22 protein-coding genes and 1 pseudogene are annotated in these 24,790 nt (G+C 69.1%); 17 read left to right on the forward strand and 6 right to left on the reverse strand.

All coding sequences use genetic code 11. The annotated features are described in order from the left end of the window. The first annotated feature begins 1 nt into the window (after position 1). The 11 genes and pseudogenes from M5E06_RS09590 to M5E06_RS09645 all read left to right on the forward strand — a co-directional run bounded on the left by M5E06_RS09590 (position 2) and on the right by M5E06_RS09645 (position 13,057). Positions 2-2,329: a chemotaxis protein CheA gene (locus tag M5E06_RS09590; RefSeq protein ID WP_252137980.1), complete on the forward strand. Its 2,328-nt coding sequence runs from the start codon at positions 2-4 to the stop codon at positions 2,327-2,329. A gap of 9 nt (positions 2,330-2,338) precedes the next feature. Next, on the forward strand, positions 2,339-2,881 hold the full coding sequence (locus M5E06_RS09595; RefSeq protein WP_109153789.1) for a chemotaxis protein CheW: 543 nt from the start codon (positions 2,339-2,341) through the stop codon (positions 2,879-2,881). A gap of 70 nt (positions 2,882-2,951) precedes the next feature. Continuing rightward, on the forward strand, positions 2,952-5,516 hold the full coding sequence (locus M5E06_RS09600) for a methyl-accepting chemotaxis protein (protein WP_252137981.1): 2,565 nt from the start codon (positions 2,952-2,954) through the stop codon (positions 5,514-5,516). Between the two features lie 19 nt (positions 5,517-5,535). Continuing rightward, the gene (locus tag M5E06_RS09605) at positions 5,536-6,459 is read left to right on the forward strand and encodes a CheR family methyltransferase (RefSeq protein WP_252137982.1); all 924 of its coding nucleotides are present in this window, start codon (positions 5,536-5,538) and stop codon (positions 6,457-6,459) included. Between the two features lie 3 nt (positions 6,460-6,462). Next, a complete protein-coding gene (locus tag M5E06_RS09610; RefSeq protein ID WP_252137983.1) occupies positions 6,463-7,125 on the forward strand; it encodes a chemotaxis protein in 663 nt (220 codons plus the stop codon). 3 nt (positions 7,126-7,128) lie between these two features. Continuing rightward, positions 7,129-8,190, forward strand: coding sequence for a protein-glutamate methylesterase/protein-glutamine glutaminase (locus M5E06_RS09615; RefSeq protein WP_252137984.1), 1,062 nt, complete (start codon positions 7,129-7,131; stop codon positions 8,188-8,190). Positions 8,191-8,717: 527 nt separating this feature from the next. Then, a pseudogene (locus tag M5E06_RS36040) lies at positions 8,718-9,398 on the forward strand (methyl-accepting chemotaxis protein); the annotation flags it as partial. 53 nt (positions 9,399-9,451) lie between these two features. Continuing rightward, positions 9,452-9,757, forward strand: a complete 306-nt coding sequence (locus M5E06_RS09625) for an STAS domain-containing protein (RefSeq protein WP_109153489.1) — start codon at positions 9,452-9,454, stop codon at positions 9,755-9,757. A gap of 5 nt (positions 9,758-9,762) precedes the next feature. Next, complete coding sequence (locus tag M5E06_RS09630) at positions 9,763-10,584, forward strand: ATP-binding protein (RefSeq protein ID WP_252137985.1); 822 nt, start codon at positions 9,763-9,765, stop codon at positions 10,582-10,584. Further along, positions 10,581-11,843 (forward strand): response regulator, encoded by a 1,263-nt coding sequence (locus M5E06_RS35515; protein WP_353654317.1) that lies wholly within the window; start codon positions 10,581-10,583, stop codon positions 11,841-11,843. Before M5E06_RS09630 ends, M5E06_RS35515 begins: the two co-directional genes overlap by 4 nt. Then, on the forward strand, positions 11,840-13,057 hold the full coding sequence (locus M5E06_RS09645) for a PP2C family protein-serine/threonine phosphatase (protein ID WP_252137986.1): 1,218 nt from the start codon (positions 11,840-11,842) through the stop codon (positions 13,055-13,057). Before M5E06_RS35515 ends, M5E06_RS09645 begins: the two co-directional genes overlap by 4 nt. Before the next feature lie 100 nt (positions 13,058-13,157). On the opposite strand, the gene rpsD is transcribed toward M5E06_RS09645, so the two are convergent. Beyond that, positions 13,158-13,772: a 30S ribosomal protein S4 gene (gene rpsD, locus M5E06_RS09650; RefSeq protein ID WP_109153494.1), complete on the reverse strand. Its 615-nt coding sequence runs from the start codon at positions 13,770-13,772 to the stop codon at positions 13,158-13,160. A 240-nt stretch (positions 13,773-14,012) separates the two neighbouring features. On the opposite strand from rpsD, the gene M5E06_RS09655 reads away from it, so the two are divergent. From M5E06_RS09655 to M5E06_RS09670, 4 genes are all read left to right on the forward strand, one after another. Continuing rightward, positions 14,013-15,155 (forward strand): NAD(P)/FAD-dependent oxidoreductase, encoded by a 1,143-nt coding sequence (locus M5E06_RS09655; protein ID WP_252137987.1) that lies wholly within the window; start codon positions 14,013-14,015, stop codon positions 15,153-15,155. A gap of 143 nt (positions 15,156-15,298) precedes the next feature. Then, on the forward strand, positions 15,299-15,775 hold the full coding sequence (locus M5E06_RS09660; RefSeq protein WP_042689584.1) for an Hsp20 family protein: 477 nt from the start codon (positions 15,299-15,301) through the stop codon (positions 15,773-15,775). A 130-nt stretch (positions 15,776-15,905) separates the two neighbouring features. Then, the gene (locus M5E06_RS09665; protein ID WP_109153517.1) at positions 15,906-16,127 is read left to right on the forward strand and encodes a DUF1150 family protein; all 222 of its coding nucleotides are present in this window, start codon (positions 15,906-15,908) and stop codon (positions 16,125-16,127) included. Between the two features lie 159 nt (positions 16,128-16,286). Continuing rightward, positions 16,287-17,363 (forward strand): hypothetical protein, encoded by a 1,077-nt coding sequence (locus tag M5E06_RS09670; RefSeq protein WP_109157035.1) that lies wholly within the window; start codon positions 16,287-16,289, stop codon positions 17,361-17,363. Positions 17,364-17,400: 37 nt separating this feature from the next. On the opposite strand, the gene M5E06_RS09675 is transcribed toward M5E06_RS09670, so the two are convergent. The 4 genes from M5E06_RS09675 to M5E06_RS09690 all read right to left on the reverse strand — a co-directional run bounded on the left by M5E06_RS09675 (position 17,401) and on the right by M5E06_RS09690 (position 21,725). Continuing rightward, the gene (locus M5E06_RS09675) at positions 17,401-17,601 is read right to left on the reverse strand and encodes a hypothetical protein (RefSeq protein ID WP_244560865.1); all 201 of its coding nucleotides are present in this window, start codon (positions 17,599-17,601) and stop codon (positions 17,401-17,403) included. A 128-nt stretch (positions 17,602-17,729) separates the two neighbouring features. After that, the gene (locus M5E06_RS09680) at positions 17,730-19,769 is read right to left on the reverse strand and encodes a methyl-accepting chemotaxis protein (RefSeq protein ID WP_252137988.1); all 2,040 of its coding nucleotides are present in this window, start codon (positions 19,767-19,769) and stop codon (positions 17,730-17,732) included. 176 nt (positions 19,770-19,945) lie between these two features. Then, entirely contained in the window at positions 19,946-20,134 is a 189-nt protein-coding gene (locus tag M5E06_RS09685) for a hypothetical protein (RefSeq protein WP_109153504.1), read from the reverse strand. A gap of 136 nt (positions 20,135-20,270) precedes the next feature. Beyond that, on the reverse strand, positions 20,271-21,725 hold the full coding sequence (locus tag M5E06_RS09690; protein ID WP_252137989.1) for a DNA recombination protein RmuC: 1,455 nt from the start codon (positions 21,723-21,725) through the stop codon (positions 20,271-20,273). Positions 21,726-21,898: 173 nt separating this feature from the next. On the opposite strand from M5E06_RS09690, the gene M5E06_RS09695 reads away from it, so the two are divergent. Next, positions 21,899-22,492: an NUDIX hydrolase gene (locus M5E06_RS09695; RefSeq protein WP_109153505.1), complete on the forward strand. Its 594-nt coding sequence runs from the start codon at positions 21,899-21,901 to the stop codon at positions 22,490-22,492. On the opposite strand, the gene M5E06_RS09700 is transcribed toward M5E06_RS09695, so the two are convergent. Then, positions 22,489-23,730: a ChaN family lipoprotein gene (locus M5E06_RS09700; RefSeq protein WP_252137990.1), complete on the reverse strand. Its 1,242-nt coding sequence runs from the start codon at positions 23,728-23,730 to the stop codon at positions 22,489-22,491. The two genes, M5E06_RS09695 and M5E06_RS09700, sit on opposite strands and share 4 nt — an antisense overlap. Before the next feature lie 282 nt (positions 23,731-24,012). Here M5E06_RS09700 and M5E06_RS09705 point away from each other — a divergent pair, with 282 nt between their 5' ends. Then, positions 24,013-24,750 (forward strand): SDR family NAD(P)-dependent oxidoreductase, encoded by a 738-nt coding sequence (locus M5E06_RS09705; RefSeq protein ID WP_109153506.1) that lies wholly within the window; start codon positions 24,013-24,015, stop codon positions 24,748-24,750. Positions 24,751-24,790: the final 40 nt, after the last annotated feature.

Raw genomic sequence — 24,790 nt, forward strand, 5'->3', positions numbered from 1 at the left:
CGTGGACGATCTCAGCCGCTTCAAGCAGACCTACTTCGACGAAAGCGCCGAATTGCTGGCCGTCGCCGAGGCCGGGCTGCTGCGCCTCGCCCCCGGCGAGGTCGACATGGACGAGGTGAACGCGATCTTCCGCGCCGTCCACTCGATCAAGGGCGGCGGCGGCGCCTTCGGATTCAACGATCTCGTCGCCTTCGCCCATGAATTCGAGACGGTGATGGACGGCGTGCGCAACGCCGAGATCCCCGTCACCACCGAACTGGTCGACACGCTGATCCGCGCCAACGACCTGCTGGCGCGCCTGCTGTCCCATGCCTCCGACGAGACGGAGGCGCCGGCCGGCACCACCGACGACACCGTCGCTGCCCTGCGCCGCTTCCTGGGCAAGGCCGACGCGCCTGCGGAGAAGGCGCCCGCAGCGCCGCCACCCGCCACGGTCTATCCCGACGACGAGGATGACGAGGCCGGCATCTTCGGCGACGCCCTGGCCGCCATCCAGGCCGCCCGCGACGATCAGCCGCTCCCCGCCCCCTCCGGCCCGGTCCCGGAGGGCAAGGTCCGCTGGACCATCGTCTTCCGCCCGAAGGCCGAACTGCTGCTGTCGGGCAACGAGCCGACCTACATGCTGCGCGCCCTGCGCCGGCTGGGCGAGGCGGAGGTGGTCTGCCATCTGGACCAGTTGCCGTCTCTGCGCGACCTCGACGCCGAGTTGCTGCACCTGTCCTGGACGGTGACGCTGCTGGCCGACCCGCAGGTCGACCGCGCCCAGATCGACGACGTGTTCGAATTCGTCGCCGACGACTGCGACATCCGCATCAGCGCCGAAGCACCGCCGCCCGCGATCATTGCGCCGGCGGAACCCGCCCCGGTTCCTCAAGCGGCTCCCGTTCCGGCCGCCGCCAACCTGCCGGAACCGGCCGCTCCCGCGGCTCCGCCGACCACCCCGGCCGCCACCACCTCCGGTTCGGCGAAGCCCGGCGACGGCGCCAAGCGCCCCAATGGCGGTGCCGGCGGCGGCGGTGGTGGTGGCGGCGGCGACCATACCGGGCCGACCACCCACACCATCCGCGTCGACCTCGACAAGATCGACCGGCTGGTCAACATGGTCGGCGAGATGGTCATCACCCAGGCGATGATCGCGGAGCATCTGCGCGACCTGCCGCCGGGCCAGTTCCAGGAGCTGCTGGAAGGGCTGGAAGGCCTCGCCCAGCACACCCGCGAACTGCGCGAAAGCGTGATGTCGATCCGCGCCCAGCCGGTCTCCAGCGTCTTCTCGCGCATGCCACGGCTGGTGCGCGAATGCGCCGCCGTCACCGGCAAGGAGGTGATGCTGGTCACCTCGGGCGAGACGACGGAGGTCGACAAGACGGTGGTGGAGAACCTCGTCGATCCGCTGACCCACATGATCCGCAACTCCATCGACCATGGGCTGGAAGGCCCGGAGGAGCGGGAGCGCGTCGGCAAGCCGCGCGCCGGCACCGTGCATCTGTCGGCCGCCCACCGGTCCGGCCGCATCGTGATCGAGGTGACCGACGACGGCCGCGGCATCAACCGGGCCAAGGTGCTGTCCAAGGCGATCGAGAAGGGGCTGGTCCAGCCTGGAGCCACCCTGTCGGACGAGGAGATCGACCACCTGATCTTCCTGCCCGGCTTCTCCACCGCCGACCAGGTGTCCAACCTGTCCGGCCGCGGCGTCGGCATGGACGTGGTACGGCGGAACATCTCCAGCCTGGGCGGGCGCATCGGCGTCTATTCGACGCCGGGCGAAGGCTCGCGCTTCGTCCTGTCGCTGCCGCTGACGCTGGCGGTGCTGGACGGCATGGTGATCTCGGTGGGGGAGGAGCGCTTCGTCCTGCCGCTGACCAACATCGTGGAAAGCCTGCGGCCGAAGCCTGCCGACCTGCATGGGCTGGTCAACAAATGCGACGTCATGATGGCGCGCGGCGAATATGTGCGGCTGGTCCACCTGCACCGGCTGTTCGGCATCCCCAAGGCCATCGACGACGCCACCAAGGGGCTGGTCGTTCTGGTGGAGACGGAGGACGGCTCCCGCCTCGGCCTGGTGGTGGACGAGGTGCTGGGACAGCAGCAGGTCGTCATCAAGAGCCTGGAAGCCAACTTCCGCCGGCTGGACGGCGTCGCCGCCGCGACCATCCTGGGCGACGGCCGGGTCGCCCTGATCCTGGACGTGGCGGGCCTGCGCGAAATGAGCCGCCACGGCACCGGCGGAGAGGCCGCCGGCATGGCGGGCGGCACCTCGAACCCTTCCAATCCCCCGTCCCTGCCCGCCCCGGCGGACAGGTCCGATCAGCGTCAACGCCAAACGGTTTGAGGCCCAGCGATGAGCAGTTCCACCGCAATCGCCCCCGTCAGCTCCCGCACCGATCTCCAGTCCGCCGGCGCCGCGAACGGGATCGAGGAGCAATACGTCACCTTCACGGTCGGCAGCGAGGAATATGGCGTCAACATCCTGGCCGTGCGTGAAATCCGCGGCTGGACACCGGAAAGCCGCCTGCCGAACCTGCCCGACTATGTCCGCGGCGTCATCAACCTGCGCGGCATCATCATCCCGATCTTCGACCTGCGCGCCCGCTTCGGCGGCGGCCTGACCCAGGTGACGAAGCGCCATGTCGTGGTGGTGATGCAGGTGGGCGAGCGCACGCGCGGCATCCTGGTCGACGCGATTTCCGACATCCTGGCCATCGGCCATGACGCGATCAAGCCGCCGCCCGACGTCGACAGCGGGCTGATCGACGCCGAATATCTCAGCGGCCTCTACACCGCCGAGAACCGCATGGTGACCCTGCTGAACGTGGGCAAGCTGTTCGCGGGCGAGCATGTCGACCAGGACGCCATCCCCCGCGCCGCTCTGGAAACGACCTGACCGCTGCAGGCTGCCGAGCCCCCGGCAGGCAAGCCGCAACGAAAAGCAATAAAAAGAGGGAACGTCACCGATGGCCACCGACGGTACGATCGCCAAAGCCGGCACCTTCCTCAGCAACATGCGCATCGCCAAGCGGCTGTGGCTGGCCTTCGGCCTGCTGCTGGTGCTGATCGCCGCCCAGTCCGGCACCGGCATCTACGGGCTGGATGGGCTGAACCGCCGCGTCGACGGCGTCATCGCGTCGGGCGACCTCGCCGTCTTCGCCAAGGATCTGGAAAGCCGTCTGGCCGCCGAACGGCTGCAGACCCGCGAGTACATCAACATCGGCTCGACCGAGGCGCTGGACCGGCTGCGCGTCCTGCGCGGCGAGTTCGACCAGGCGATGGCGGCGCGGCAGGCCAAGTTGAAGGCCTCGCCCCAGGCCGCCGCCTTCGCCGAACTGAGCAGCCTGCACACCGTCTACCATCAGCGATTCGAGGCCGTGCGCGCCGTGCGCGAACGGGCCGACCGCCTGCTGCACGAGCGCATGGACCCGCTGGGCGCCCAGGTAACCAAGCGGCTGGAGGACATGGTGTCCGCCTCCGAGACGTCGGGCGACAAGGACTTCGCCTTCGGCGCGCAGGAGGTGGAGAACCGCTGGCTGATGACCCGCTTCCAGGCCAATCGCGCCATCGGCCTGCGTGACGCCGAGGCCGCGGCGCAGGTCGAGGCGGTGGGCAAGGCGATGAGCGAAAGCATCGCCTGGCTGTCGTCGGTGGTCCGCAGCAATGGCGACCTGCTGGCGGCCCTGCGCGAGATCGACACCCGCGCCGCCGATTACCGTGCCGCCTTCCGCGACGCGATGGCCGCCAACGACGAGGCGAAGCGGCTGACCGACGACCTCGCCGCCGCCGCCACCGCGATCAACCGCGCCATCGACGGCATCGTCGCCTCCATCGCCGCCAGCGCCAAGGTGACCGAGGAAGAGGCCGGGACCGAGGCCACCTTCACCATCCGCCTGACACTGGGTCTTGGGCTGCTGTCGCTGGTGATCGGCATCGTCGCCGCCAACCGCATCGCCGCCTCGATCATCGGGCCGGTCACCGGGATCCGCCGGGTGATGGCCGACCTGACGGAAGGCAAGCTGTCGGTCAGCGTCCCCCACACCGGCCAGCAGGACGAGCTGGGCGACATGGCCCGCGCCGTCGCCGCCTTCAAGGACGAGGCGGTGGAGGCCCTGCGCTCCCGCATCGCGCTGGAACGGGTGTCGGCCAACATCATGATGGCGGACGTCGACGGCCGCATCCTCTATGCCAACGATTCGATCATGGCCATGTTCCGCCATGCCGAGGCGGACCTGCGCATGTCCCTGCCCGGCTTCGACGCCAACACGCTGGTCGGCCGCAACTTCGACGTCTTCCACCGCGACCCCGGCCACCAGCGCCGCCTGCTGGCCGACCTGACCCAGACCCACCGCGGCTGGGCCAAGACCGGCGGCCGCAGCTTCCAGGTCATCGCCAACCCGGTGGTCAGCCGCCAGGGCGAACGGCTCGGCACCGTCATCGAATGGCGCGACCTGACCGAGGAGCTGGCGATCGAGGCGGAGATCGGCGCGATGGTGGAGAATGCCGTGCGCGGCGACTTCACCCACCGCATCGAGCTTGACGGCAAGACCGGATTCTTCCGGCTGGTGAGCGAGGGCATCAACCGGCTGTCGGAGAACATCGCCGGCGTCACCGAGGAACTCGCCTCGGTGCTGGAGGCGCTGTCGCAGGGCGACCTGACCCGCCGCATCGACAAGCAGTATGAAGGCGTGTTCCAGCGGCTGAAGGACGATTTCAACGGCACGGTCGCCCGTCTGTCGGAGATCGTTCAGCGCATCGATCAGGCCGCCGGCTCCATCGCCGTCGCCAGCCGCGAGGTGGCGGAAGGCAGCCTGGACCTGTCGGAACGGACCGAGCAGCAGGCCTCCTCGCTGGAGGAGACCGCGGCCAGCATGGAACAGCTCGCCGCCACCGTGCGCTCCAACGCCGACAACGCCCAGCAGGTCAACGGCTACGCCACCGAGGCGCGCGGCGCGGCCTCGCGCGGTGGCGAGGTGGCGACCAGCGCGGTGGAGGCGATGCGCCGTATCGAGCAGTCGTCGCAGAAGATCTCCGACATCATCGGGGTGATCGACGAGATCGCCTTCCAGACCAACCTGCTGGCCTTGAACGCCGCGGTGGAGGCGGCGCGGGCCGGCGACGCCGGGCGCGGCTTCGCCGTGGTGGCGCAGGAGGTGCGGCAGCTCGCCCAGCGCTCCGCCCAGGCGTCGAAGGAGATCAAGGCGCTGATCATGGACAGCGGCGGGCAGGTGCGCGACGGCGTCGATCTCGTGCGCTCGGCCGGCAGCTCCCTGACCGAGATCGTGTCGGGCATCGGCCGGGTCGCCGATCTGGTGTCGGAGATCGCGCGGGCGACCGCCGAGCAGGCGTCCGGCCTGGACGAGGTCAACATCGCCATCGCCCAGATGGACGAGATGACCCAGAAGAACGCCGCCCTGGTGGAGGAAAGCACCGCCGCCGCCCGCTCGCTGGAGGAGCAGGCCGACCAGTTGCGCCACCAGATGACCTTCTTCACCCTGGACCGCCAGTCCGCCTCCCGCCAGTCCGCCTGAGGACGCCACCGGTGCCGCGATGACCGACCGCTCGCCCGCCTTATCGACCGAACCCGCGACGCCGCGGCGCTCCCTCGCCGCCTCGCCGGCCGCGGTGTTCGGCGGTGCGCGCGAGTTCCGGTTCGAGCGGCACCATTTCGACCTGATCGCCGGGCTGCTCTATCAGCTGGCCGGCATCGCGCTGGCCCCGCACAAGGCCGAGATGGTCTATGCCCGGCTGGCGCGGCGCCTGCGCGAGTTGCGCCTGCCCGATTTCGACGCCTATTGCGCCCTGCTGCAGAGCGAGGACGTGGCGGACGAGATCGGCTTCCTGGTCAATGCGCTGACCACCAACCTGACCAGCTTCTACCGCGAATCGCACCATTTCGACTTCCTCGCCTCCACCGTCCTGCCGGAGGTGCGGGAGCTGAACGCCCACCTGTCGAAACCGCGCCTGCGGCTGTGGTCGGCCGGCTGTTCGTCGGGGCCGGAGCCCTACACCATGGCGATGGTTCTGGTCTCGGCCATGGGCGCCGATCTGCGCCGCTGGGACGCCCGCATCCTCGCCACCGACATCGACACCCACATGGTGGACACCGCCCGGCGCGGCATCTATCCGCTGTCGGGCGCCACCGGCATCCCGCCACAGGTCCGCCAGCGCTTCACCCAGGACGTGAGGCTGGACGGCGAGCCGGCCGTGGCGATGGGCGATGAGCTGAAACGCCTCGTTACCGTCAAGCCGCTGAACCTGCTGGAACATTGGCCGATGTCCGGCCCGTTCGACGCGATCTTTTGCCGCAATGTGCTGATCTATTTCGACCGCCGCGGCCGGATGCAGGTGATAGAAAACTTCGCCCGGATGCTCCGCCCCGGCGGGTATCTGTTCCTCGGCCATTCGGAGAGTCTGTATGGCGTGTCGAACCTGTTCCGCCAGGCCGGTCCGACGATCTACCGGAGGGACTGAGCGATGAACGCCGTCCCCCTTCCCCGATCCGGATCCACCCGGTCCGCGACCCACCGGCGCCTCGGCAGCGGGCGTTACTTCAACCAGGAATTCAAGGTCGACACCGTCAAGATCGCTCTGGGGCAGCAGGCGGTCAGCGACCGGCCCGACCTGATGATCGCGACGACGCTGGGGTCCTGCGTGGCGGCCTGCATTCACGACCCGGTGCGCCGCATCGGCGGCATGAACCATTTCATGCTGCCCGACCTGCCGGCGATCGAACTGGAGGGGGCCGGCGTCGCCGCGCGCTATGGCTCCGTCGCGATGGAGCGGCTGATCAACGCGCTGCTGGCCGCGGGCGCCGAACGCCGGCGCCTGCAGGTCAAGCTGTTCGGCGGTGGCCGGGTCATCGAGTCGAGCTACGACATCGGCGGGCTGAACAGCCGTTTCGCGCTGGATTACGTGCGGGCGGAGGGGCTGACGCTGGCAGGCCAGGATCTGGGCGGCGACTCCGCCCGGCGGCTGCATTACTTCCCGCACAGCGGGCGTGCGCTGCGCCGCCTGCTGCGGCCGGAGGCGGCGGCCGACACCGTCACCCGCGAACGGTGCTTCATCACCCACCTGAGCCAGAGCCCCGAGGAAGGCGAGGTCGAACTGTTCACGCCCGCCGATCCGGGAGGGAGCTGACCGATGCCCAGACCGATCCGCGTCGTCATCGTCGACGACAGCGCCCTGATGCGCGAAATGCTGAAGGACATCCTGAGCCGGGAGGCGGGGATGGAGGTCGCCGGCGTCGCCCGCGACCCCTTCGAGGCGCGCGAGGTCATCAAGGCCACCAACCCCGACGTCATCACCCTGGACGTCGAGATGCCGAAGATGGACGGCCTGTCCTTCCTGGAAAAGATCATGACCCTGCGGCCGACGCCGGTCATCATGGTCTCCTCCCTGACCCGCGAGGGCTCCGACGCCGCCATCCGCGCGCTGGAGCTGGGGGCGGTGGACTGCGTCGCCAAGCCCGGCGGCTCCGACGGGCACGGGTTCGAGGCGACGGCGATGGAACTGGTCTCCAAGATCCGCGTCGCCGCCACCGCGCGCCTGACCATGCGCCGCCCGGCCGCCGTGCATGGCGTGCTGCCGACGCCGCGCCGCGCCGGGTCGGGGAAACGGCTGATCGCCATCGGCGCCTCGACCGGCGGGGTGGAGCGCATCCGCGACGTGCTGGCCGCCATGCCGGCCGATTGCCCGCCCATCGTCATCACCCAGCATATGGGGCCGAGCTACGTGCCCAGCTTCGCGGCCCGGCTCGACCGGCTGTCGGCGCCCAGCGTCCGGGTGGCCGTCCATGGCGACCGGCCGACCCAGGGGCTGGTGCTGATCGCCCCCGGCGACCGCCATCTCGCCATCGTCCGCGACGCCACCGGCTTCGTCTGCCACATCCAGGACACGCCTGCGGTCAGCGGTCACCGCCCGTCGGTCGACGTGCTGTTCGCCTCCGTCGCCAAGGCGGCCGGCGGCAATGCGGTCGGCGTCATCCTGTCCGGTATGGGCCGCGACGGCGCCATCGGCATGAAGGCGATGCATGAGGCCGGCGCCTTCACCATCGGCGAGCAGGAATCGAGCTGCGTCGTCTATGGCATGCCGCGGGCCGCCAAGGAGGCCGGCGCGGTCGCGGTCGAACTGCCGCTTACCCAAATCCCCGCCGAAATGCTGCGCGCCTTCGACGCCGTCGGCGAGCGCCCCCGCACCGCCTGATCCGACCGGGCATCCGGGCAAGTTTTCCCCGGGCAGAGTTTCCCCGGGCAGAGTTTCTAAGGAGCACCAGTATGTTTACCCCCGCTTCCCCCGATGCCGTGCCCGCGACGCCGGACAGTTTCCAGGACGGAGCCCAAGGCGGAAACGCCAAGGTCGCGGTCACTGCGGAGCTGCTGTCGACATGGCTCGGCTTCGCCGATGTGCAGCGCCGCACGCTGGACGTCGTGCAGGGCGAGCTGACGCGGACCTCGAACCATGTGGAGACCTCCACCCTCGACCTGTCGGACCGCTTCCGCGAGCTGGCCCAGAAGGCGCTGGACCAGTCGGAACGGGTGGCACAGATCGTCGCCATGGCCGGGTCGGTCGACATCGACGGCGAACGGGTGCCGCTCGACACGCTGGTCGTCGGCATGCAGGACGTCATCACCGACATGGTGACCAACATCGTCACCCTGTCGCGTCACGCCATGAGCATGGTCTATCTGCTGGACGACGTGCAGAAGGACGTGGCCGAGCTGGAGAAGTCGATCGGCGACATCGACGGCATCAACCGCCAGACCAACTTCCTGGCGCTGAACGCCACCATCGAGGCCAGCCGCGCCGGCGAGGCCGGGCGCACCTTCGCCGTGGTGGCGCAGGAGGTGCGCCACCTCTCCCGCTCCACCGGCGAGCTGGCCGAGCGCATGCGCAGCAAGGTCACCGCCGTGGTGAAGGGCGTCCGCAACGGCCACGACATCCTGCGCCAGATCGCCAACACCGACATGTCGCCGCAGATGCTGGCCAAGGAGCGCGTCGACAAGACGATGGACAGCCTGGTGGCGCAGACCAACCATTTCCAGTCGGTGCTGGAAACCGCCGCCTCGGTGTCGTCCGACATGTCCGCCACCATCGCCCATGTCATCACCGGCATGCAGTTCCAGGACCTGACCAAGCAGCGGATCGAGGCGATCAACGACAGCCTCGCCATCATGGGCGCCGGGCTGGGAGAACTGGAAACCCAAATCCGCGCCCAGGTTCCCGCCGGCATCGGCGCGCGGGAACCGGAGGAATGGCTGAACCAGCTGATGGGTCGATTCACGCTGAGCGAGATGCGCGAGCGCTTCGTCCGCAAGCTGCTACTGGAAGGCACCGCGCTGGATGAAAACGGCGTGCTCGACCTCAATGCCGCAGGGGGAAGCGGCTCGGGCGGTGATATTGAACTCTTCTAGCGCGGTGCGCCGGCCGCCTGTACAGTGAACCACTTTTCCGGAAAGACGGGCCTATGGATTACGGCATAGAAGTGCGCGATCAGGAGGCGGTCGTCCGCCTGCGCGGCCGCCTGACCTTCAACGACCATGCAAAGTTGCGAACCCTGATCGGCGAGATGGGGCAGAACAAGCTCAAGCGCCAAGTGCTCGACCTGTCGTCGCTGGAGTTCGTCGATTCCGCCGGCATCGGCATGCTGCTGATCGCGCGGGAGGAGATGGACCGCGCCGCCAAGCAATTCGTCCTGCGGGGCGCCGCCGGCCAGGTGAAGCGGGTGCTGACCGTGGCGCAGATCGCCAAGATCGTTGCGATGGAGGACTGATCCCGGTGAACGACGGGACGACCCAGAGCCTGGCCCAGAGCACTGCCCAATGCACGACCGGGACGGTCGGATGCCGCACCCGCTTCGCCGGCCTCGCGGCTCCGGGGATGCCGGCCGAACGGCTTGCCCGGCTGGCTCAGGCTCTGGGTCTGGCGCCGGTTGCGGAGCCCGCCGGGCCGGCGGCGCTGGCCGTCCTGCTGACCGGAGCGGACCCCGGCAGAAATGCCGACGAGCTGTGGCTTCCCCCGGTCGCCGCCTGGATCGAGCCGCCGGACGGCAGCGATGCCGCCGGGCTGGTCCCGCTGCTCGCCGAAGCGGCGGGCAACGACCTCTACCTCAACCTGACCACCGCGACCGCCCATGATCTCCAACTCGGCGGGCGGCTGCTGGCCGCGCTGAACGCGCGCCATCGGCTGGACGGGGACCGCCGCGACGATCTGGAGCTGGCCCTGCACGAGGCGGTCAGCAACGCGCTGGTCCATGGCAACCTGGGCGTCGCCGGCATGAAGGAGCTGAGCGCGCAGGAACTGGAACGCTTTTCCCGCGACCTGGGCGATCGTCTGGCCGACCCGACCCTGGCCGCCCGCCGCATCGTCATCGCGTTGCGGATCGATCCTGCGGAGGATGGCCCGGCGGAGGATGGCCCGGCGCAGGATGGCCGGGCGTTGGCGACGGTGGAGGTCACCGACGAAGGCGAAGGCTTCACCCCCGGCCCGCGCACCAGTTCCGGCGCCTCCGGCCGCGGCCTCGATCTGATCGGCAACATCGCCGAAGAGCTGGAGATCGCAAATGGCGGCCGCAGCATCCGCCTGAGGTTCCGGCTGTGACCGCGGCAGGATGGCATGGCCCCGGCCGTGAGGCCGTGTCGGCGCCGCCGGACGGACTTGCCGATCCGCAGCGATCGGACGGCCGCGCCTGCGAATACCAGGACCCCGACTGCACCATCCTCGATTGCCCGATCCTGGTGGTGGACGACACCGCCTTCAACCGCACCCTGATCGGCGCCTTCCTCGCCGAGGCCGGCTTCCGCAGGGTCTCCTTCGCCGCAAACGGGATGGAGGCCTTGGCGATGATCGAGGCCGCCCTCCCCGACCTGTTGATCCTCGACATCATGATGCCGGGAATGGACGGGTTCGAGGTCTGCCGCCGCCTGCGCACCATGCCGGAGACCGCCGACCTGCCGATCCTGGTGCAGACCGCGCTGTCGTCCGGCGAGGACCGCAACCGCGCCTTCGCTGCCGGCACCACCGATCTGGTGTCGAAGCCGCTGGAGCGTACCGAGTTGCTGGCCCGCGTGCGCATCCATCTGGAAGACCGGGTGCTGATCCGCCGTCTGCAGGCCTATCGGGCGCGGGTGGAGGCGGAACTGGCCATCGCCCGGTCGATGCATGAGCACCTGCTGCCGACCCCGGCGCAATGCGACGCGGTGGCCGCCGCCGCCGGCTGTCGCCTGCAGGCCCACAGCGCGATCTCCCCCCATCTCGGCGGCGATTTGTGGGGGCTTCTGCCGCTCGGCGGAGGGCGCTTCGGCGTCTATTTGCTGAATGTCGCCGGCCGCGGGGTTTCGGCGGCGCTGAATGCCTTCCGCCTGCATGCCCTTCTGCAGGAGCTTGGACCCGTTCACGGCCAGGATGCCGCCGGCCTGCTGACCGCGCTGAACGACCGCGCCGCCGGGCTTCTGGCCGCGGGGGAAAAGGCGACCATGACCTATGGGGTGGTGGACGGCGAGGCCGGTCGCTTCATCCACGCATCGGCCGACGGTGCGCCGCCGATGATCCTGGATGGTGACGGCGGGCCGCATTTCGGCCTGGCCACCGGCCTGCCGATCGGCATTGCCCCCGGCACCCGCTATCGCAGCGAAATGATGGAACTGCCGCGCGGCGGCGTGCTGGCGCTCTACTCCGTCGCGGTGCTGGAGTTGCTGGACGCAGGCGGGACCGGGATTGGGCTCGGCTGGATGATCGCCCGCGCGGTGGCGGAAGGCGAGGGTTTCGACGCGGTGGTCCGCTCGCTGGCTTTCGCGCTGGGCCAGGCCAGCGGCGACGACCACACCTTGCTGTGGATCGAGCGGGAGACGGCGCCATGACCGGTTCCCCGCCGCCCGGTCTGCTGCCGGTCGAGACGCGCGATGCCTTCGACGGGCTGGCCGGCGCCCGCGTGCTGGTCGTCGACGACAACCGGATCAACCGCCATCTGCTGCTGGCATTGCTGGAGCGCGGCGGCATCACCCTGATCGAGCAGGCGGAGGATGGGCATGACGCCCTTGTCCGGATCGAGCGGTTCAAGCCCGACCTCGTGCTGCTCGACCTGATGATGCCGCAGATGGACGGGTTCGAGATGTGCCGGCGCCTGCGCACCGATCCTCGCTGGAAATCGCTGCCGGTCCTGGTGCAGTCCAGCCTGAACCGGGCGGAGGATCGCGCCCGCGCCTTCGCCGCCGGGGCGACCGATTATGTCACCAAGCCGATCAACGCGGTGGAACTGCTGGCCCGCGTCCGCATCCATCTGCGCAAGCGCACCATGCTGCGCGACCTGCAGCAATATCACAGCCGCACGGAAGCCGAGCTGGAGCTGGCCCGCGCCATGCAGGCCCGAATGCTGCCCGGCCCCGACCGGCTGGCGGAGCTGGAGGCGGCGACCGGCATCGCCATCCACACCCATTTCGCCCCCTCGTCCGAGCTGGGCGGCGATTTTTGGGGAATCGAACGGTTGCCGGATGGCCGGGTCGCAACCTATCTGGTCGATTTCTCCGGCCATGGCGTCGGCGCGGCGCTGAACACCTTCCGGCTGGACGCCATCTGTCGCCAGATCGGCAGCACGGAGCTGAGCCCGGCGGAGTTCCTGGCCGCCGTGAACCGCCGGCTGTGCGGGCTGCTGCCCTGCGGCCAGTTCGCGACGATGCTGACCGGCGTGATCGACCCGGCGGCCGGCCTGTTCCACTATGCCTCGGCCGGATCGACGGCGCCGATGATGTGGCATCCCGGCGACGAGGCGCCGCGGCTGGGCGACGGCAGCGGCCTGCCGCTCGGCCTGCTGGCGTCGGCCAGCTACGACAGCCGCGTGCTGCCGATGCCGCCCGGCGCCCGCCTGTTCCTCTACTCCGACGCCGCCATCGAGATCCCGATCGGCGGCGAGGACAGCCCCGAGGTTCTGGACGAATACGGTCTCGCCACCCTGTTCGCCCGCCGTCTGCAGGAGTCGGACGACGCCGCCCTGCTGTCCGGCTTGCTCGGCGACCTGAAAGCGACCGGCCCCATCGACGACGACCTGACGGCGCTGCTGCTGACGCGGCGGAAATAACACCGCGTGCGGGAGGGACCGCATTGGCGAGCTACCGGCTGAAAAGCAAAAAGGCCGCTCCCGAGGGAGCGGCCTTTCGCGTTCGGCGGGAGCCGACCGATCAGCGCGAGTAGAACTCGATGACCAGGTTCGGTTCCATCTGGACCGGGTACGGAACGTCGGCCAGCAGCGGGGCGCGGACGAAGCGGCCCTTCAGCGCGCTGCCGTCGACTTCCAGGTAATCGGGGATGTCACGCTCGCCGGAAGCGGAGGCTTCCAGGATCAGCGCCATCTGCTTGGACTTGGCGCGCACCTCGACGGTGTCGTTGTCCTTGATGCGGGCCGACGCGATGTTCAGGCGGCGGCCGTTGACCAGGATGTGGCCGTGGTTGATCAGCTGGCGCGCGGCGAACGGGGTCGGCGCGAACTTCATGCGGTAGACCACCGCGTCCAGACGGCGCTCCAGCAGGCCGACCAGGTTCTCGCCGGTGTCGCCCTTGCGGCGGACGGCCTCGGCATAGATGCGGCGGAACTGCTTCTCGCCGATGTTGCCGTAGTAGCCCTTCAGCTTCTGCTTGGCCATCAGCTGCAGACCGTAGTCCGACGGCTTCTTGCGGCGCTGGCCATGCTGGCCCGGGCCATACTCGCGCTTGTTCAGCGGGCTCTTGGCACGGCCCCACAGGTTGACGCCAAGGCGGCGGTCGATCTTGTACTTGGACTCTTGACGCTTGCTCATAACTCTCAGGCCTCGTTGGACACGAGTTGATGTTGTCCCGGTAGTTCCGTCCGCCTTGTTACAGGCGGCGGACGGGGCGTCAAAGATTGCGCGCGCCCGCTTTCCCAGGAGGTGAAGGCGCGCACAATACCCATTGGCGGGCCGGAGTCAAGCCTGACGGCATATCCGGAACTTCTTGCGTCCCCCCACCCTTTTGCGCTCCCCTTCCCGGCACCGCAAGCTGCAGGCAGGAATGACGCGATGGAACGGGTGGAGTGCGTGGTCGTCGGGGCGGGCGTGGTCGGGCTGGCGGTGGCGCGGCGGCTGGCACAAGCCGGGCGCGAGGTGATCGTGCTGGAGGCGGCGGAGGCCATCGGCACCGGCACCAGTTCGCGCAACTCCGAGGTCATCCATGCCGGCATCTATTATCCGACCGGCAGCCTGCGCGCCCGGCTGTGCGTGCCCGGCCGCGACGCGCTTTATGACTATTGCGCCGCCCATGGCGTCGAGCATCGCCGTGTCGGCAAGCTGATCGTCGCGACGGAGGAGAACCAGTTGCCCAGGCTGGCCGCGATCCGCGCCCAGGCCGCCGCGAACGGCGTCACCGACCTGACCGAGATCGATGCCGCCACCGCGCGGGCGTGGGAGCCCAACCTGCGCACCGTCGGCGCCCTGCTGTCGCCCTCCACCGGCATCATCGACAGCCATGGGCTGATGCTGGCCCTGCTGGGCGACGCGGAGGAGGCCGGGGCGATGCTGGCGTTGCTGAGCCCACTGACGCGCTCGCACCGAACCGCCACCGGCTTCGAACTTGAGGTCGGCGGGGCGGAGCCGATGCGCATCGCCTGCTCCACCCTGGTCAATGCCGGGGGCTTGGGCGCCTGGGGTGTGGCGCGCGGGCTGGAGGGGCTGGATGCCGCCCATGTGCCGCCGCGCGTGCTGGCGAAGGGCAATTACTATGCGCTTGCCGCCGGCCGCTCCCCCTTCTCGCGGCTGGTCTATCCGGTGCCGGTCGAGGGCGGGCTGGGCGTCCACCTGACGCTGGACCTCGCCGGACAGGCCCGATTCGGTCCCGACGTGGAATGGCTGGGCGATGTGGAGGGCAGCGTTGATTACACCGTCGATCCCGCCCGCGCCGACTCCTTCTATGGCGCGGTGCGCGCCTATTGGCCGGGGCTGCCGGACGGCGCGCTGGTGCCGGCCTATTCCGGCGTGCGGCCGAAGCTGAGCGGGCCGGGGCAACCGCAGGCCGATTTCCTGATCCAGGGTCCGGACACACACGAGGTGGACGGTCTGGTCAACCTGTTCGGCATCGAATCGCCGGGCCTGACCTCCTGTCTGGCCATCGCCGACGCGGTGGCGATGGCGCTCGGCGAGGCGCCTGAAATTCTTAACCATTCCTGAGGCTCACAGGGTTCTTGACCGCGACCTCGGCTCTCCCAATCTATAGGCATGGCGGCGCCGGCCGATGCTGGGCCGCCGACCCGCCGGGCGCCGGAAACGGGCCCATCTTCCGCAACTCGCTCCCGTCGTGAGGAGGATGCGTCGTGACGACTCGCCTTTCGCTCTTCAACAGCCCGCTGCTGCTTGGCTTCGACCAGTTCGAGCGCACGCTCGACCGGATCGCCAAGAATTCGGCCGAAGGCTATCCCCCCTATAACATCGAGCAGATCGGCGACGACGGCCTGCGCATCACGCTTGCCGTGGCCGGCTTCACCTCCGATGACCTGTCGGTCCAGATCGAGGACAACCAGCTGGTCATCCGCGGCCGCCAGACCGACGACAAGTCGCGCGTCTACCTGCACCGCGGCATCGCCGCGCGGCAGTTCCAGCGCAGCTTCGTCCTGGCCGAGGGGATCGAGGTGGTTGGCTGCTCGCTCGACAACGGGCTGCTCAACATCGACCTGACCCGCCCGATGCCGGAACCGAAGGTCCGCACCATCAAGATCGAGCAGCCGAAGAAGGCCGCCGGCGGCGCCATGCCCCGCACCATCGACGTGTCCGCCGATGGCCGGGACGACTGATCGCCGGAAAGCCCGATCGCCGGAAAGTCTGATCCAGGTCACAGCCTTCACCCCCGTTCTCCGACACTCTACCCCCGACACTCTGCACGCGCGGTCGCCCATGACGGGGAGCCGCCGGGAGATCACGATCATGATGAACGATACCCACACCCAGCTGCGCCAGCTGTCGCCCCAGGATTTCGCCAGCTTCGGCCTGGGCGACGTGGCCTATGTCCGCCCGGTCGAGATGGACGGAACCGCCGCCTTCGCCATCCACGCCGCCGACGGCACGCCGCTGAGCGTGGTGGCCGACCGCGAACTGGCCTTCGCCGCCATCATCCAGAACGACATGGAGCCGGTCAGCGTCCATTGACCGGTTCGGCCGGGGCGCCGCCGTCATCGGCGGGCACCCCCGGCCGGTTGCGCTGCAATCCGCCACATCTCGATCCTTGTCAGCCCTGACTCCTGCTGTAAGGTGCGCTCTGCGATAATCGCCGAGACAAGACGCGAAGAGGCAGTGGGGGACGGTCGGTTGGACGGCGGGGCAAGCGAAACGGCGGCGGATGCGAAGTCCGCTCCCGACACGGAAAAGCGCAGGGCCTGGGATGACGAGGCGCGCGATTCCCTTCACATCCTGCCCTTGTCGGCGATCCCCTTGGAAACGCCCGGCCTGCAGCATGCGCGCCTGATCAAGAATGTCCGGCTGCAGACGGTGGTGGAGATGTTCCGCGATGCCCAGACCGGCAGCGGGCAAGTCTCCCCCCGCCACATCCCCGCTTATTTCGAGTCCTACAAGGACGAGGTCGAACGCGATCTGGTGAAGCTGGAGAAGATCGGCGCCGCCTCCAGCTTCGACGTCTATTCTTCGCGGATCGAGCTGCGCCGGCTGAACATCGACGTCAACAACGTCGAATCGTTGACCCTATCCGACCGCAAGAAGGCCGAGCTGACCAACTACATGCGGGTCTTCACCCGGCCGCTGATGGAATATGTCTATGGCACGGAGGAGCTGCAGGTCTCCGACGTGACCGACATCATCCAACTGTTCGCCAACCCCAACCGGGACGAGGCTCTGCGCAACCTGCGCATGATGGCCGACCGGCTGGACATCGGTCTGGGCGAGATCCCGCAATTTCTCGAGGAATACGGCGATGTCTTCCTGTCGCTGGCCTATTTCCGCAAATGCCTGGACGAGATCGTGCCGGAGGTGCAGCGCTTCGTCGGCTGGATGGGCGAAATCCGCAGCTCCGCCGAGGTCAAGCGCGACCCGCGCCAGATCAGGATGCTCGACGACATCGCCCGCGACCTGACCGACATTTCGACCTCCATCACCGGCCGATTCGAGAGCTTCGACAACCGATCGAAGGACTTCTGGAGCGACATCAACGCCGACACCTTCCGGTCGATCCGCGAACTGATCTCGTCCCACCACGTCACCATCGGCGGCGTGCTGTGCGGTCTGGCGGTGAAGATGAATCTGTGGAAGCACCGCTTCGCCCGCGGCGGCGGCGGCCCCAACCGGCGCATGGAGTTCGTGAAGTCGGAGATCCTGCCCGGCCTGTCGCACATCAAGGCGCTGGAACAGTCGGCGCGGACCGGCCACCTGTAGTCGCCGGCCGCTCTCCGCTCGATCCCCCCACCCGCCTTCAATCCATCGACAGCATCTTCCCCATGCCGTTGTCCAGCAGGATGGTGGCGAACAGCGTCAGGATCGGGATCAGAAACATCAGCCCGATGACGCATCGGACGATCAGGTCCTTGCGTCGGGCGGAGCGGCACAGCGGGCAGTCGTCGGGACCATGCCCGTAATCGGACCCGCAATAGGGACAGGCTGTGGTATCGACCATGGCAGACGGGCTTTCAGCATGGGCGGGAGGCCCTGGAACCAAGGCCATTCTGGACCCGCGCCCCCGCCCGACGTCATGAAATCCCTGTCATACTTAAGGCTTTTCCCGTCCTGTGGCGGGCCAGCCGCTCAGGCCGCGCGATCCATCGGCACCAGCCCGCCGACGCTGCGGCCGAACTGCGCCGCGAACCGGTCGCGCTCGGCCCCGGCCAGGGTGAAGGTGACATGCAGACGGCCGGCAGCACCGCGTTCCAGAGCGCGCACGACGGCAGGCACCGGCTCCAGCCCCGGCAGGGCGACGCGCAATGCGGTTCCCTCGGCCAGTCCGCTCCCCACCAATCCGCCCCATGCCTCCTGCGGCAGACCGCTCAGCTGGGCGCCGCCTTCCGAGGCGTTGTCGACCGTCACCGGCAAGTCGCGCCCGCCCACCGTGATCCGGCCCGGACGGTTCAGCGGGTAGCGCGGAGCGGCGCGGCGGTTCACCTCCGGCGTCGCCGTGCGGATCGCCTCGATCAGGACGCGGCGGAGCTGGTCGATGCTGGTGGCGACGCGGGTGGAGAGCGCATTGACTTCGCTCGCGCGCTCGCCGGTGGCCGTGGCCTCCTCAGACACGGCGGCGATGCGGGTCGCCACCTCCTGCGCGGCGTTGGAGGTCTGGACGACGTTGCGGGCGATCTCGCCGGTCGCCGCCTCCTGCTCCTCGATGGCGGCGGCGACGGTGGCCGACACCGATTCGACGCCGCGCACACGCTCGGCGATGGCGCGCACGGCATTCACCGCCTCCGCGGTGGTGGCCTGGATGGCGGCGATCTGGCTTTCGATCTCGTCGGTCGCCCGCGCGGTCTGGCCGGCCAGCTGCTTCACCTCGCTCGCCACCACGGCGAATCCCTTGCCCGCCTCGCCGGCCCGCGCCGCCTCGATGGTGGCGTTGAGCGCCAGCAAATTGGTCTGGCCGGCGACGTCGTTGATGAGGTTGGTCACCTCGCCGATGCGGGTCACGGCTTCGGCCAGACGCTGGATGGTCTCCTCCGCCCGGACCGACGCGCCGACGGCGTCGCCGGTCATCGTGGTCGCGGTGCCGATCTGGGCCGCGATCTCGCGGATGGAGGCGCTGAGCTGCTCCGACGCAGCGGCCACGGTCTGGGCATTCGACAGCGCCTGAGTCGCGGCGGCGGCGACATTCTGACTGTTGTCGCTGACCGCACGGGCCGATTCGGCCATGCGGGTGGCATTGCCGGCCATCTGGCTGGTCTGGCTGGCGACCACGTCGACGGCGTTCGACGCCTCGGTCTCCACCGTTTCGGCCATGCGCAGCAGGGCCGCCTGCTTCTCGCGCTCCGACCGCTCGCGCTCCTCGTCGCGCAGACGGCGCAGGCGCTCGGCCTCCTCGGCATTCTGCTTGAAGACGTTGAGCGCCTGCGCCATCGCCCCCACCTCGTCGCCACGGTCGGCGCCGGGAATGGCAACGGCGAGGTTGCCCTGGGCCAGGGTCCGCATTGCCACCGTCAATTCGCCCACCGGCCGCACCACCCGGCGCCGGATGCCCAGCACGCCCAGCACCACGACCGCCAGAACCAAGGCCGACACGCCCCACACCGCGGTCATGAACAGGTTCTCGCGGCCGGCGGCATAGACCTCCGTCTCGCTGTTGTAGCGGGTGGTGTCCTCGACGATCCGGTCGACGACGGCGCGATGGGCGGCATAGGCCTCGGCGATGACCGCGTAGGAGGCGCGCGCCGCGGCCTCGTCCTTGCGGGCCAGCGCCGGCAGGAACCTCGTCTCGATCTCGCTCCAGAAGCGCATCACCGGCGCGTGGGAGGTCCGGGTCAACTGGTCGACCAGCGCCGGCTCGAAGCCCTCCTTCAACCAATACTCGTGCCGCTCGTCATAATCCTTGCGCAGCTGCGCCAGCCGCGTGCGGCGCTGTCCGACCGACGCGGGATCGTTCATCGCCAGCGTCGCCTCCAGATAGGCTTCGATCACATATTCGGGCGGCGGCAGGATGTCGGCGATCAGGTCCTTGCCCAGGACGATGCGCTGGTAGATCGGCCCACCCACCTTCAGCTCGCGGATCGCCAGTCCGCCGGTGACGACCACCGCCAGGAAACCCAGCGTGACCGCCACCCCGAACAGATTGGTAAGTGCGGCAATCCGGAGGTTTTTCAGCATGGTGCAACCCCTGCGCAAAGACGACGGCATAGGGTTGCTTCTCAAAATAAGTCTAATGTGACAAGCAAAAAACTTGCTCGATTATCGGCCCTATTGGAAATGATGTTTCGTTAAGCGCTTTGCATACGGATTGTGCAGGGTCTGCGCAAGGGGCGACCAAAGAGCTGGACGTGATCTCAGGTCAAGACCAAGGTGCCGACCCAGCCGACCAGGGCAAGAATCACCAGCATCACCAGCAGAGCCACGATCACGGCATTGGTGCGCCGAATCGACCGACAGCGCGGGCACCCCTCCTCGGCGGCGGGATAGCGGTGGGCGCAACGGTCGCAGCGGACGGTCTGGTCGGTTGCGGTCTGGTCCGACATCGGCGGGTTCCATGGGGTCAAAGGGCGGTAACGCCGCATGGATAGCACGCCCGCCGCCGCACCGCAGCGTCGATGAGCGGCGGCCGGGCGCCGTTGCCGGTGGGGCGAAATGCCGCATCAACCGGCCGGACGCCCATCAATCGGCTGCGGTGGTCTCCACCGGCGGCACGGCGCGCAGTTCGGTCGCCTGCAAACGGCGCGGGCTGTGGTCCAGCGGTTCCAGCAGCGGCATCTCCGCCCCTTCCGGCGCGGCGTGCAGGTCGCGGAAGCGGCGTGCGCTGACCAGAACCCGCGACTCCAGCGTCCCCACCGCGCTGTTGTAGCAGCCGACGGCCTTGTCCAGCTGCCCGCCCAGCTTTTCCATATGGCCGCCCAGGTCGGACAGCCGCTTGTACAGTTCGGCGCCCAGCGCGCTGATTTCCCGCGCATTGTCGGCCAGCCGCTCCTGCCGCCAACCATAGGCGACGGCGCGCAGAAGCGCAATCAGGGTGGTCGGCGTCGCCAGGATGACGCGGTGGTCGATGCCGGCCTCGATCAGCGCCGGGTCCTGCTCCAGCGCCGCGGAGAAGAAATTCTCGCCGGGCAGGAACAGCACGACGAATTCCGGGCTGTCGTCGAACTGGTCCCAATAGCCCTTGGTGCCGAGTTGCTTCATATGCTCGCGCACATGGCGGGCATGGCGGACCAGACCGTCGCGCCGCGCCGCCTCCTCCACCGCCTGGATGCCGTCCAGATAGCCTTCCAGCGGCGTCTTGGCATCGACCACGATGGTCTTGCCGCCGGGCAGCGTGACGATCAGGTCAGGCCGCAGCCTGCCGCTGTCGACCGACACCTGCTCGACGAAGTCGCAATGGTCGAGCATGCCGGCCATCTCGCAGACCCGGCGCAGCTGGATTTCGCCCCAGCGCCCGCGTGCCGCCGGGGTGCGCAGCGCCCGGACGAGGTTGCCGGTCTCCGCCCGCAGCTGGGTCTGGGTTTCGACCAGCGACAGCACCTGCTGCTTCAGCCCCTCATAGGCGCCGGCCCGCGTGCTTTCCAATTCGCGGATCTGGCGGTCCATCGCCTCCAGCGACTGGCGCACCGGGTCGACGATGGCGGCGATGGCGGTCTGGCGCTTGTCGAGGTCGCCCTTTGCCTGCTCCTGGAAGCCGGTCAGCGTCTCCCGCGCCAGATCGAGGAAGCTGCGGTTGTTCTGGTGCAGCGCTTCCGCCGACAGGGCCTTGAAGCTGTCGGCCAGCGCCGCCTGGGCGCGCTCCAGCAGCGCCATCTTCTCCGCCGCGGCGGTGCGCTCCGCCTCCAGCCGGGTGGACAGCTGGGCATGGCGTTCGCGGGCATCGGCGACTTCGCCATGCAGGCGGGCGATCTGGTGGTCGCGCGCCTCGATCTCCTCGCGCAGATCGTCCTCGGTCCGTTCGGCAAGGTCGAGACGGGTGGCGAACTCCGCATGCAGGGCGGCGGCGGCTTCCGCCCGTCCGGCGGCGGCGCGCATCACCGCCCAGGTGACGGCGGCGCCCAGCAGCAGGCCGGCCACCAGCCCGACCGCCAGCGACAGGCCGTCAATCACCATCCCGTTGACCAGGAACTGCGTCACCCCGACCACCCCCACACCACTGGCCCAACCGCTGGCCCCTCCACCGAAACCGGCACAGCCTATCGGAACGAATCGCGAATTGGAACAGGCCGCGAACGGACAGAGGGCCGCACCGGCCGAGCCGCCGCTTTCCCCGCTTGCCCAATCAAGGATACGGCGCCATATCGGAAGCCATGCCGAACGACACGCTCCCCGACAACAATTCCCCCGATTGCGGCCCCGACTGCGGGGGACCGCGCGTCCGCGCCATTCCGCCCGGCGAGGATCGCGAGCGGCTGATGTGCCCGGACTGCGGCTATATCGCCTACCAGAACCCGCTGATCGTGGTCGGGGCGGTGGCGACTTGGGAGGATGGCCGCATCCTGCTCTGCCGCCGCGCCATCGAACCGCGCAAGGGCTTCTGGACGCTGCCCGCCGGCTATATGGAAGAGCGCGAAAGCACCCGCGACGGCGCCGCCCGCGAAGCCTGGGAGGAGGCACGGGCGCGCATCGACATCGACCATCTGCTGGCGATCTACGACATCCCGCGCATCAGCCAGGTCCAGATGATCTTCCGCGCCCGCCTGCTGTCCCCCGATGTGGAACCCGGCCCGGAGAGCCTGGAGGTCGGCCTGTTCGCCTGGAAGGACATTCCCTGGAGCGAGCTTGCCTTCCCCACCGTCGTCTGGGCCCTTCGCGAGCATCATGAGCGGCTCGGCCAGTTGGACTGTGCCCCGGCGGTCAATCCCACGCCCGATGCGCTGGCGCGGTGGGAGAAGATGCTTTAAGGCGTCCCTGCCCTCTCCGTCGGGAACTTCGCCACCAGTTCCTGCTCCGCCCCGTCGCGGCGGATGGTGAGCGGCAGCCAAGTGCCCGGCGCCTGACGGCGGATCACCGCCACCAGATCGGCCGGTGCACGCACGGGCGTTCCCGCGGCGACCAGGATGCGGTCGCCGGTGCGCAGGCCGGCCGCAGCGGCCACGCTGCCGTCGCCGACCGCCCCGACCGTGATCCCTTCCGGCCCGGGGTCGAGCTGCACGCCCAGTTTGGGGCGTTGCGGTTCGGCATCCTCCCGCGCCGGCCCCAGGCCGAAGACGGCATCGGCGATGCGGCCGTCCAGATCGTCGCAGTCGCGGTCGGCGTCCCAGGGCAGCAGCACGACGGCGTCGCGAATGCCGAGGTCGCCCAGCTGGTGCGGCACACCCTCCCGCTGGGCCACATGCCCCTCGCCGAGAATGCCGACCACGCTACGTCCGGTGGTGCGGCGGGTCTCGGCGATCTTCTCCGCCATCGCGCGGTCCCAGACGCCTTGCGCCTCGATGAAGCGCTGGGCCGCCTTGTTGGGGGCATCGTCGGGCGCGGCGGCGCGGGCTTCCGAGTGGTCGTGCGCCGCCAGCGTCTCGGTCAGGCGGTTGCGGTAGGCCTCGGTCGGCGGGGCCGGCGTGCCGACGCCCTCGCGATCCGTCTCCGGGATGGCGGCCCAGCCATTGCGGGCTGTGCGGCTGACCAGCGATCGCTCCACATTCAGCGCCACCACCGGCAGCCGGTGCAGACGGGCGAACTGCAGGATCGGCAGATAGAATTGCGGATCGAAGCCCCAGACGCTGCGCCAATCCGTCTGCTTCAGGAACTCGCCCTCCGTCAGCTCTCCCGCCACCCAGCGGTCGAGCACCGGCTGCAGCCGGCGCGGTAGCATCTCCATCCCGACGGCCAGATCGGGGTTCAGCGCGTGCAGCCCGGCCAGAGTATGAAGCTGCCAGCGGTGGTGGTCCGGCTTGTCATGCTGCTCCCCCAGCAGAACCACGGGCGCCTCGGCGATCCGGCGCAGCAGCGGCACCGGCTCCACCGCCGTTCCGGTGCCGTCCGCCCAGACGCCGGGCGGCACGCAGCCGATACGCGCGGCGTCCTCGGCCTTGGCCTCCGTGGCCCAAGCGGTGGGAGCGCTCAGGAACAGCGCCGCGACGGTCAGCAGGGCGATGCGGCGGCGCGGAACGGCGGCGGCGGGACGGAAGGGCTGGCGCGGCAAGGGCTGGCTCCGTCGGTGCGGGGATTGCGCCAAGGTTGGAACTGTCGGGCACAAGGTCAATGGACAAAGCCGGCGATTGCGTCGTTCAGTCGCGCCCAACAGCGAATGGGCGGCCGGCATACTGGCGGATGACAGGCGAAGCGGCGGCGGGTAGGATCGCCGCAGGCGGCGGACCACCGGCGGATGGGGGATCATTCGACTCCCGCATCCGTAACCCCGAGGCCGTTCCCAGGGCGTCCGCCTTCCCCGCCGACCGCAATCATTCGTGAAGCGCAGCCCCCCATGCCGCACCGCAAAGTCGTCATTCTCACCGGCGCCAGCCGGGGTATCGGACACGCCACCGTCACCCGGTTCAGCAACGAAGGCTGGCGCGTGATCTCCTGCTCGCGCGAGGAGGTGCCGGACCATTGCCGGCGCGATCCCAACTGGACCCACCACATCCCGGCCGACCTGTCGGACCCGGCCAGCCGCGCCGCCTTCGTGGAGGAGGCGAACAAGGCGCTGGACGGCGCGCCGCTGCACGCCCTGATCAACAATGCCGGCATCTCGCCCAAGACCCCGATCAAGGAGCGGCTCGGCTGCCTGAACGGCTCGATCGAGGGCTGGCACCGGGTGTTCGAGCTGAACTTCTTCGCCGCCCTGGTGCTGGCGCGCGGCTTCGCCGCCCCGCTGTCGCGGGCGAAGGGGGCGATCGTCAACGTCACCTCCATCGCCGGCCATTCGGTGCATCCCTTCGCCGGCTCGGCCTATTCGACCTCGAAGGCGGCGCTGTCCGGCCTGACCCGCGAAATGGCGGTGGAGTTCGCTGAGATCGGCGTCCGCGTCAACGCCGTCGCCCCCGGCGAGATCGAGACCGCGATGACCGGCCCGGAATACGACGTGCTGATCCCGCGCATCCCGCTGAAGCGCATGGGCACGCCGGAGGATGTCGCTGCGGTGATCTTCTATCTCTGTGGGCCGGACTCGGCCTATGTGACGGGCACGGAGACCTTCATCACCGGCGGGCAGCATCTGTTTTGAGGGATGGACGGGGGCTGCCGCAGCCGCCCCCGTCCAACAG

This window comes from Azospirillum sp. A1-3 (genome assembly GCF_023806445.1).
Classification (GTDB): Bacteria; Pseudomonadota; Alphaproteobacteria; order Azospirillales; family Azospirillaceae; genus Azospirillum.

Excerpts from the sequence above, each read along its gene's own strand:
- M5E06_RS09595 (WP_109153789.1), top strand. The coding sequence starts at position 2,339 with ATGAGCAGTTCCACCGCAATCGCCCCCGTCAGCTCCCGCACCGATCTC.
- M5E06_RS09600 (WP_252137981.1), top strand. The coding sequence starts at position 2,952 with ATGGCCACCGACGGTACGATCGCCAAAGCCGGCACCTTCCTCAGCAAC.
- M5E06_RS09605 (WP_252137982.1), top strand. The coding sequence starts at position 5,536 with ATGACCGACCGCTCGCCCGCCTTATCGACCGAACCCGCGACGCCGCGG.
- M5E06_RS09610 (WP_252137983.1), top strand. The coding sequence starts at position 6,463 with ATGAACGCCGTCCCCCTTCCCCGATCCGGATCCACCCGGTCCGCGACC.
- M5E06_RS09615 (WP_252137984.1), top strand. The coding sequence starts at position 7,129 with ATGCCCAGACCGATCCGCGTCGTCATCGTCGACGACAGCGCCCTGATG.
- M5E06_RS09625 (WP_109153489.1), top strand. The coding sequence starts at position 9,452 with ATGGATTACGGCATAGAAGTGCGCGATCAGGAGGCGGTCGTCCGCCTG.
- M5E06_RS09645 (WP_252137986.1), top strand. The coding sequence starts at position 11,840 with ATGACCGGTTCCCCGCCGCCCGGTCTGCTGCCGGTCGAGACGCGCGAT.
- rpsD (WP_109153494.1), bottom strand. The coding sequence starts at position 13,772 with ATGAGCAAGCGTCAAGAGTCCAAGTACAAGATCGACCGCCGCCTTGGC.
- M5E06_RS09655 (WP_252137987.1), top strand. The coding sequence starts at position 14,013 with ATGGAACGGGTGGAGTGCGTGGTCGTCGGGGCGGGCGTGGTCGGGCTG.
- M5E06_RS09665 (WP_109153517.1), top strand. The coding sequence starts at position 15,906 with ATGATGAACGATACCCACACCCAGCTGCGCCAGCTGTCGCCCCAGGAT.
- M5E06_RS09675 (WP_244560865.1), bottom strand. The coding sequence starts at position 17,601 with ATGGTCGATACCACAGCCTGTCCCTATTGCGGGTCCGATTACGGGCAT.
- M5E06_RS09680 (WP_252137988.1), bottom strand. The coding sequence starts at position 19,769 with ATGCTGAAAAACCTCCGGATTGCCGCACTTACCAATCTGTTCGGGGTG.
- M5E06_RS09685 (WP_109153504.1), bottom strand. The coding sequence starts at position 20,134 with ATGTCGGACCAGACCGCAACCGACCAGACCGTCCGCTGCGACCGTTGC.
- M5E06_RS09695 (WP_109153505.1), top strand. The coding sequence starts at position 21,899 with ATGCCGAACGACACGCTCCCCGACAACAATTCCCCCGATTGCGGCCCC.
- M5E06_RS09705 (WP_109153506.1), top strand. The coding sequence starts at position 24,013 with ATGCCGCACCGCAAAGTCGTCATTCTCACCGGCGCCAGCCGGGGTATC.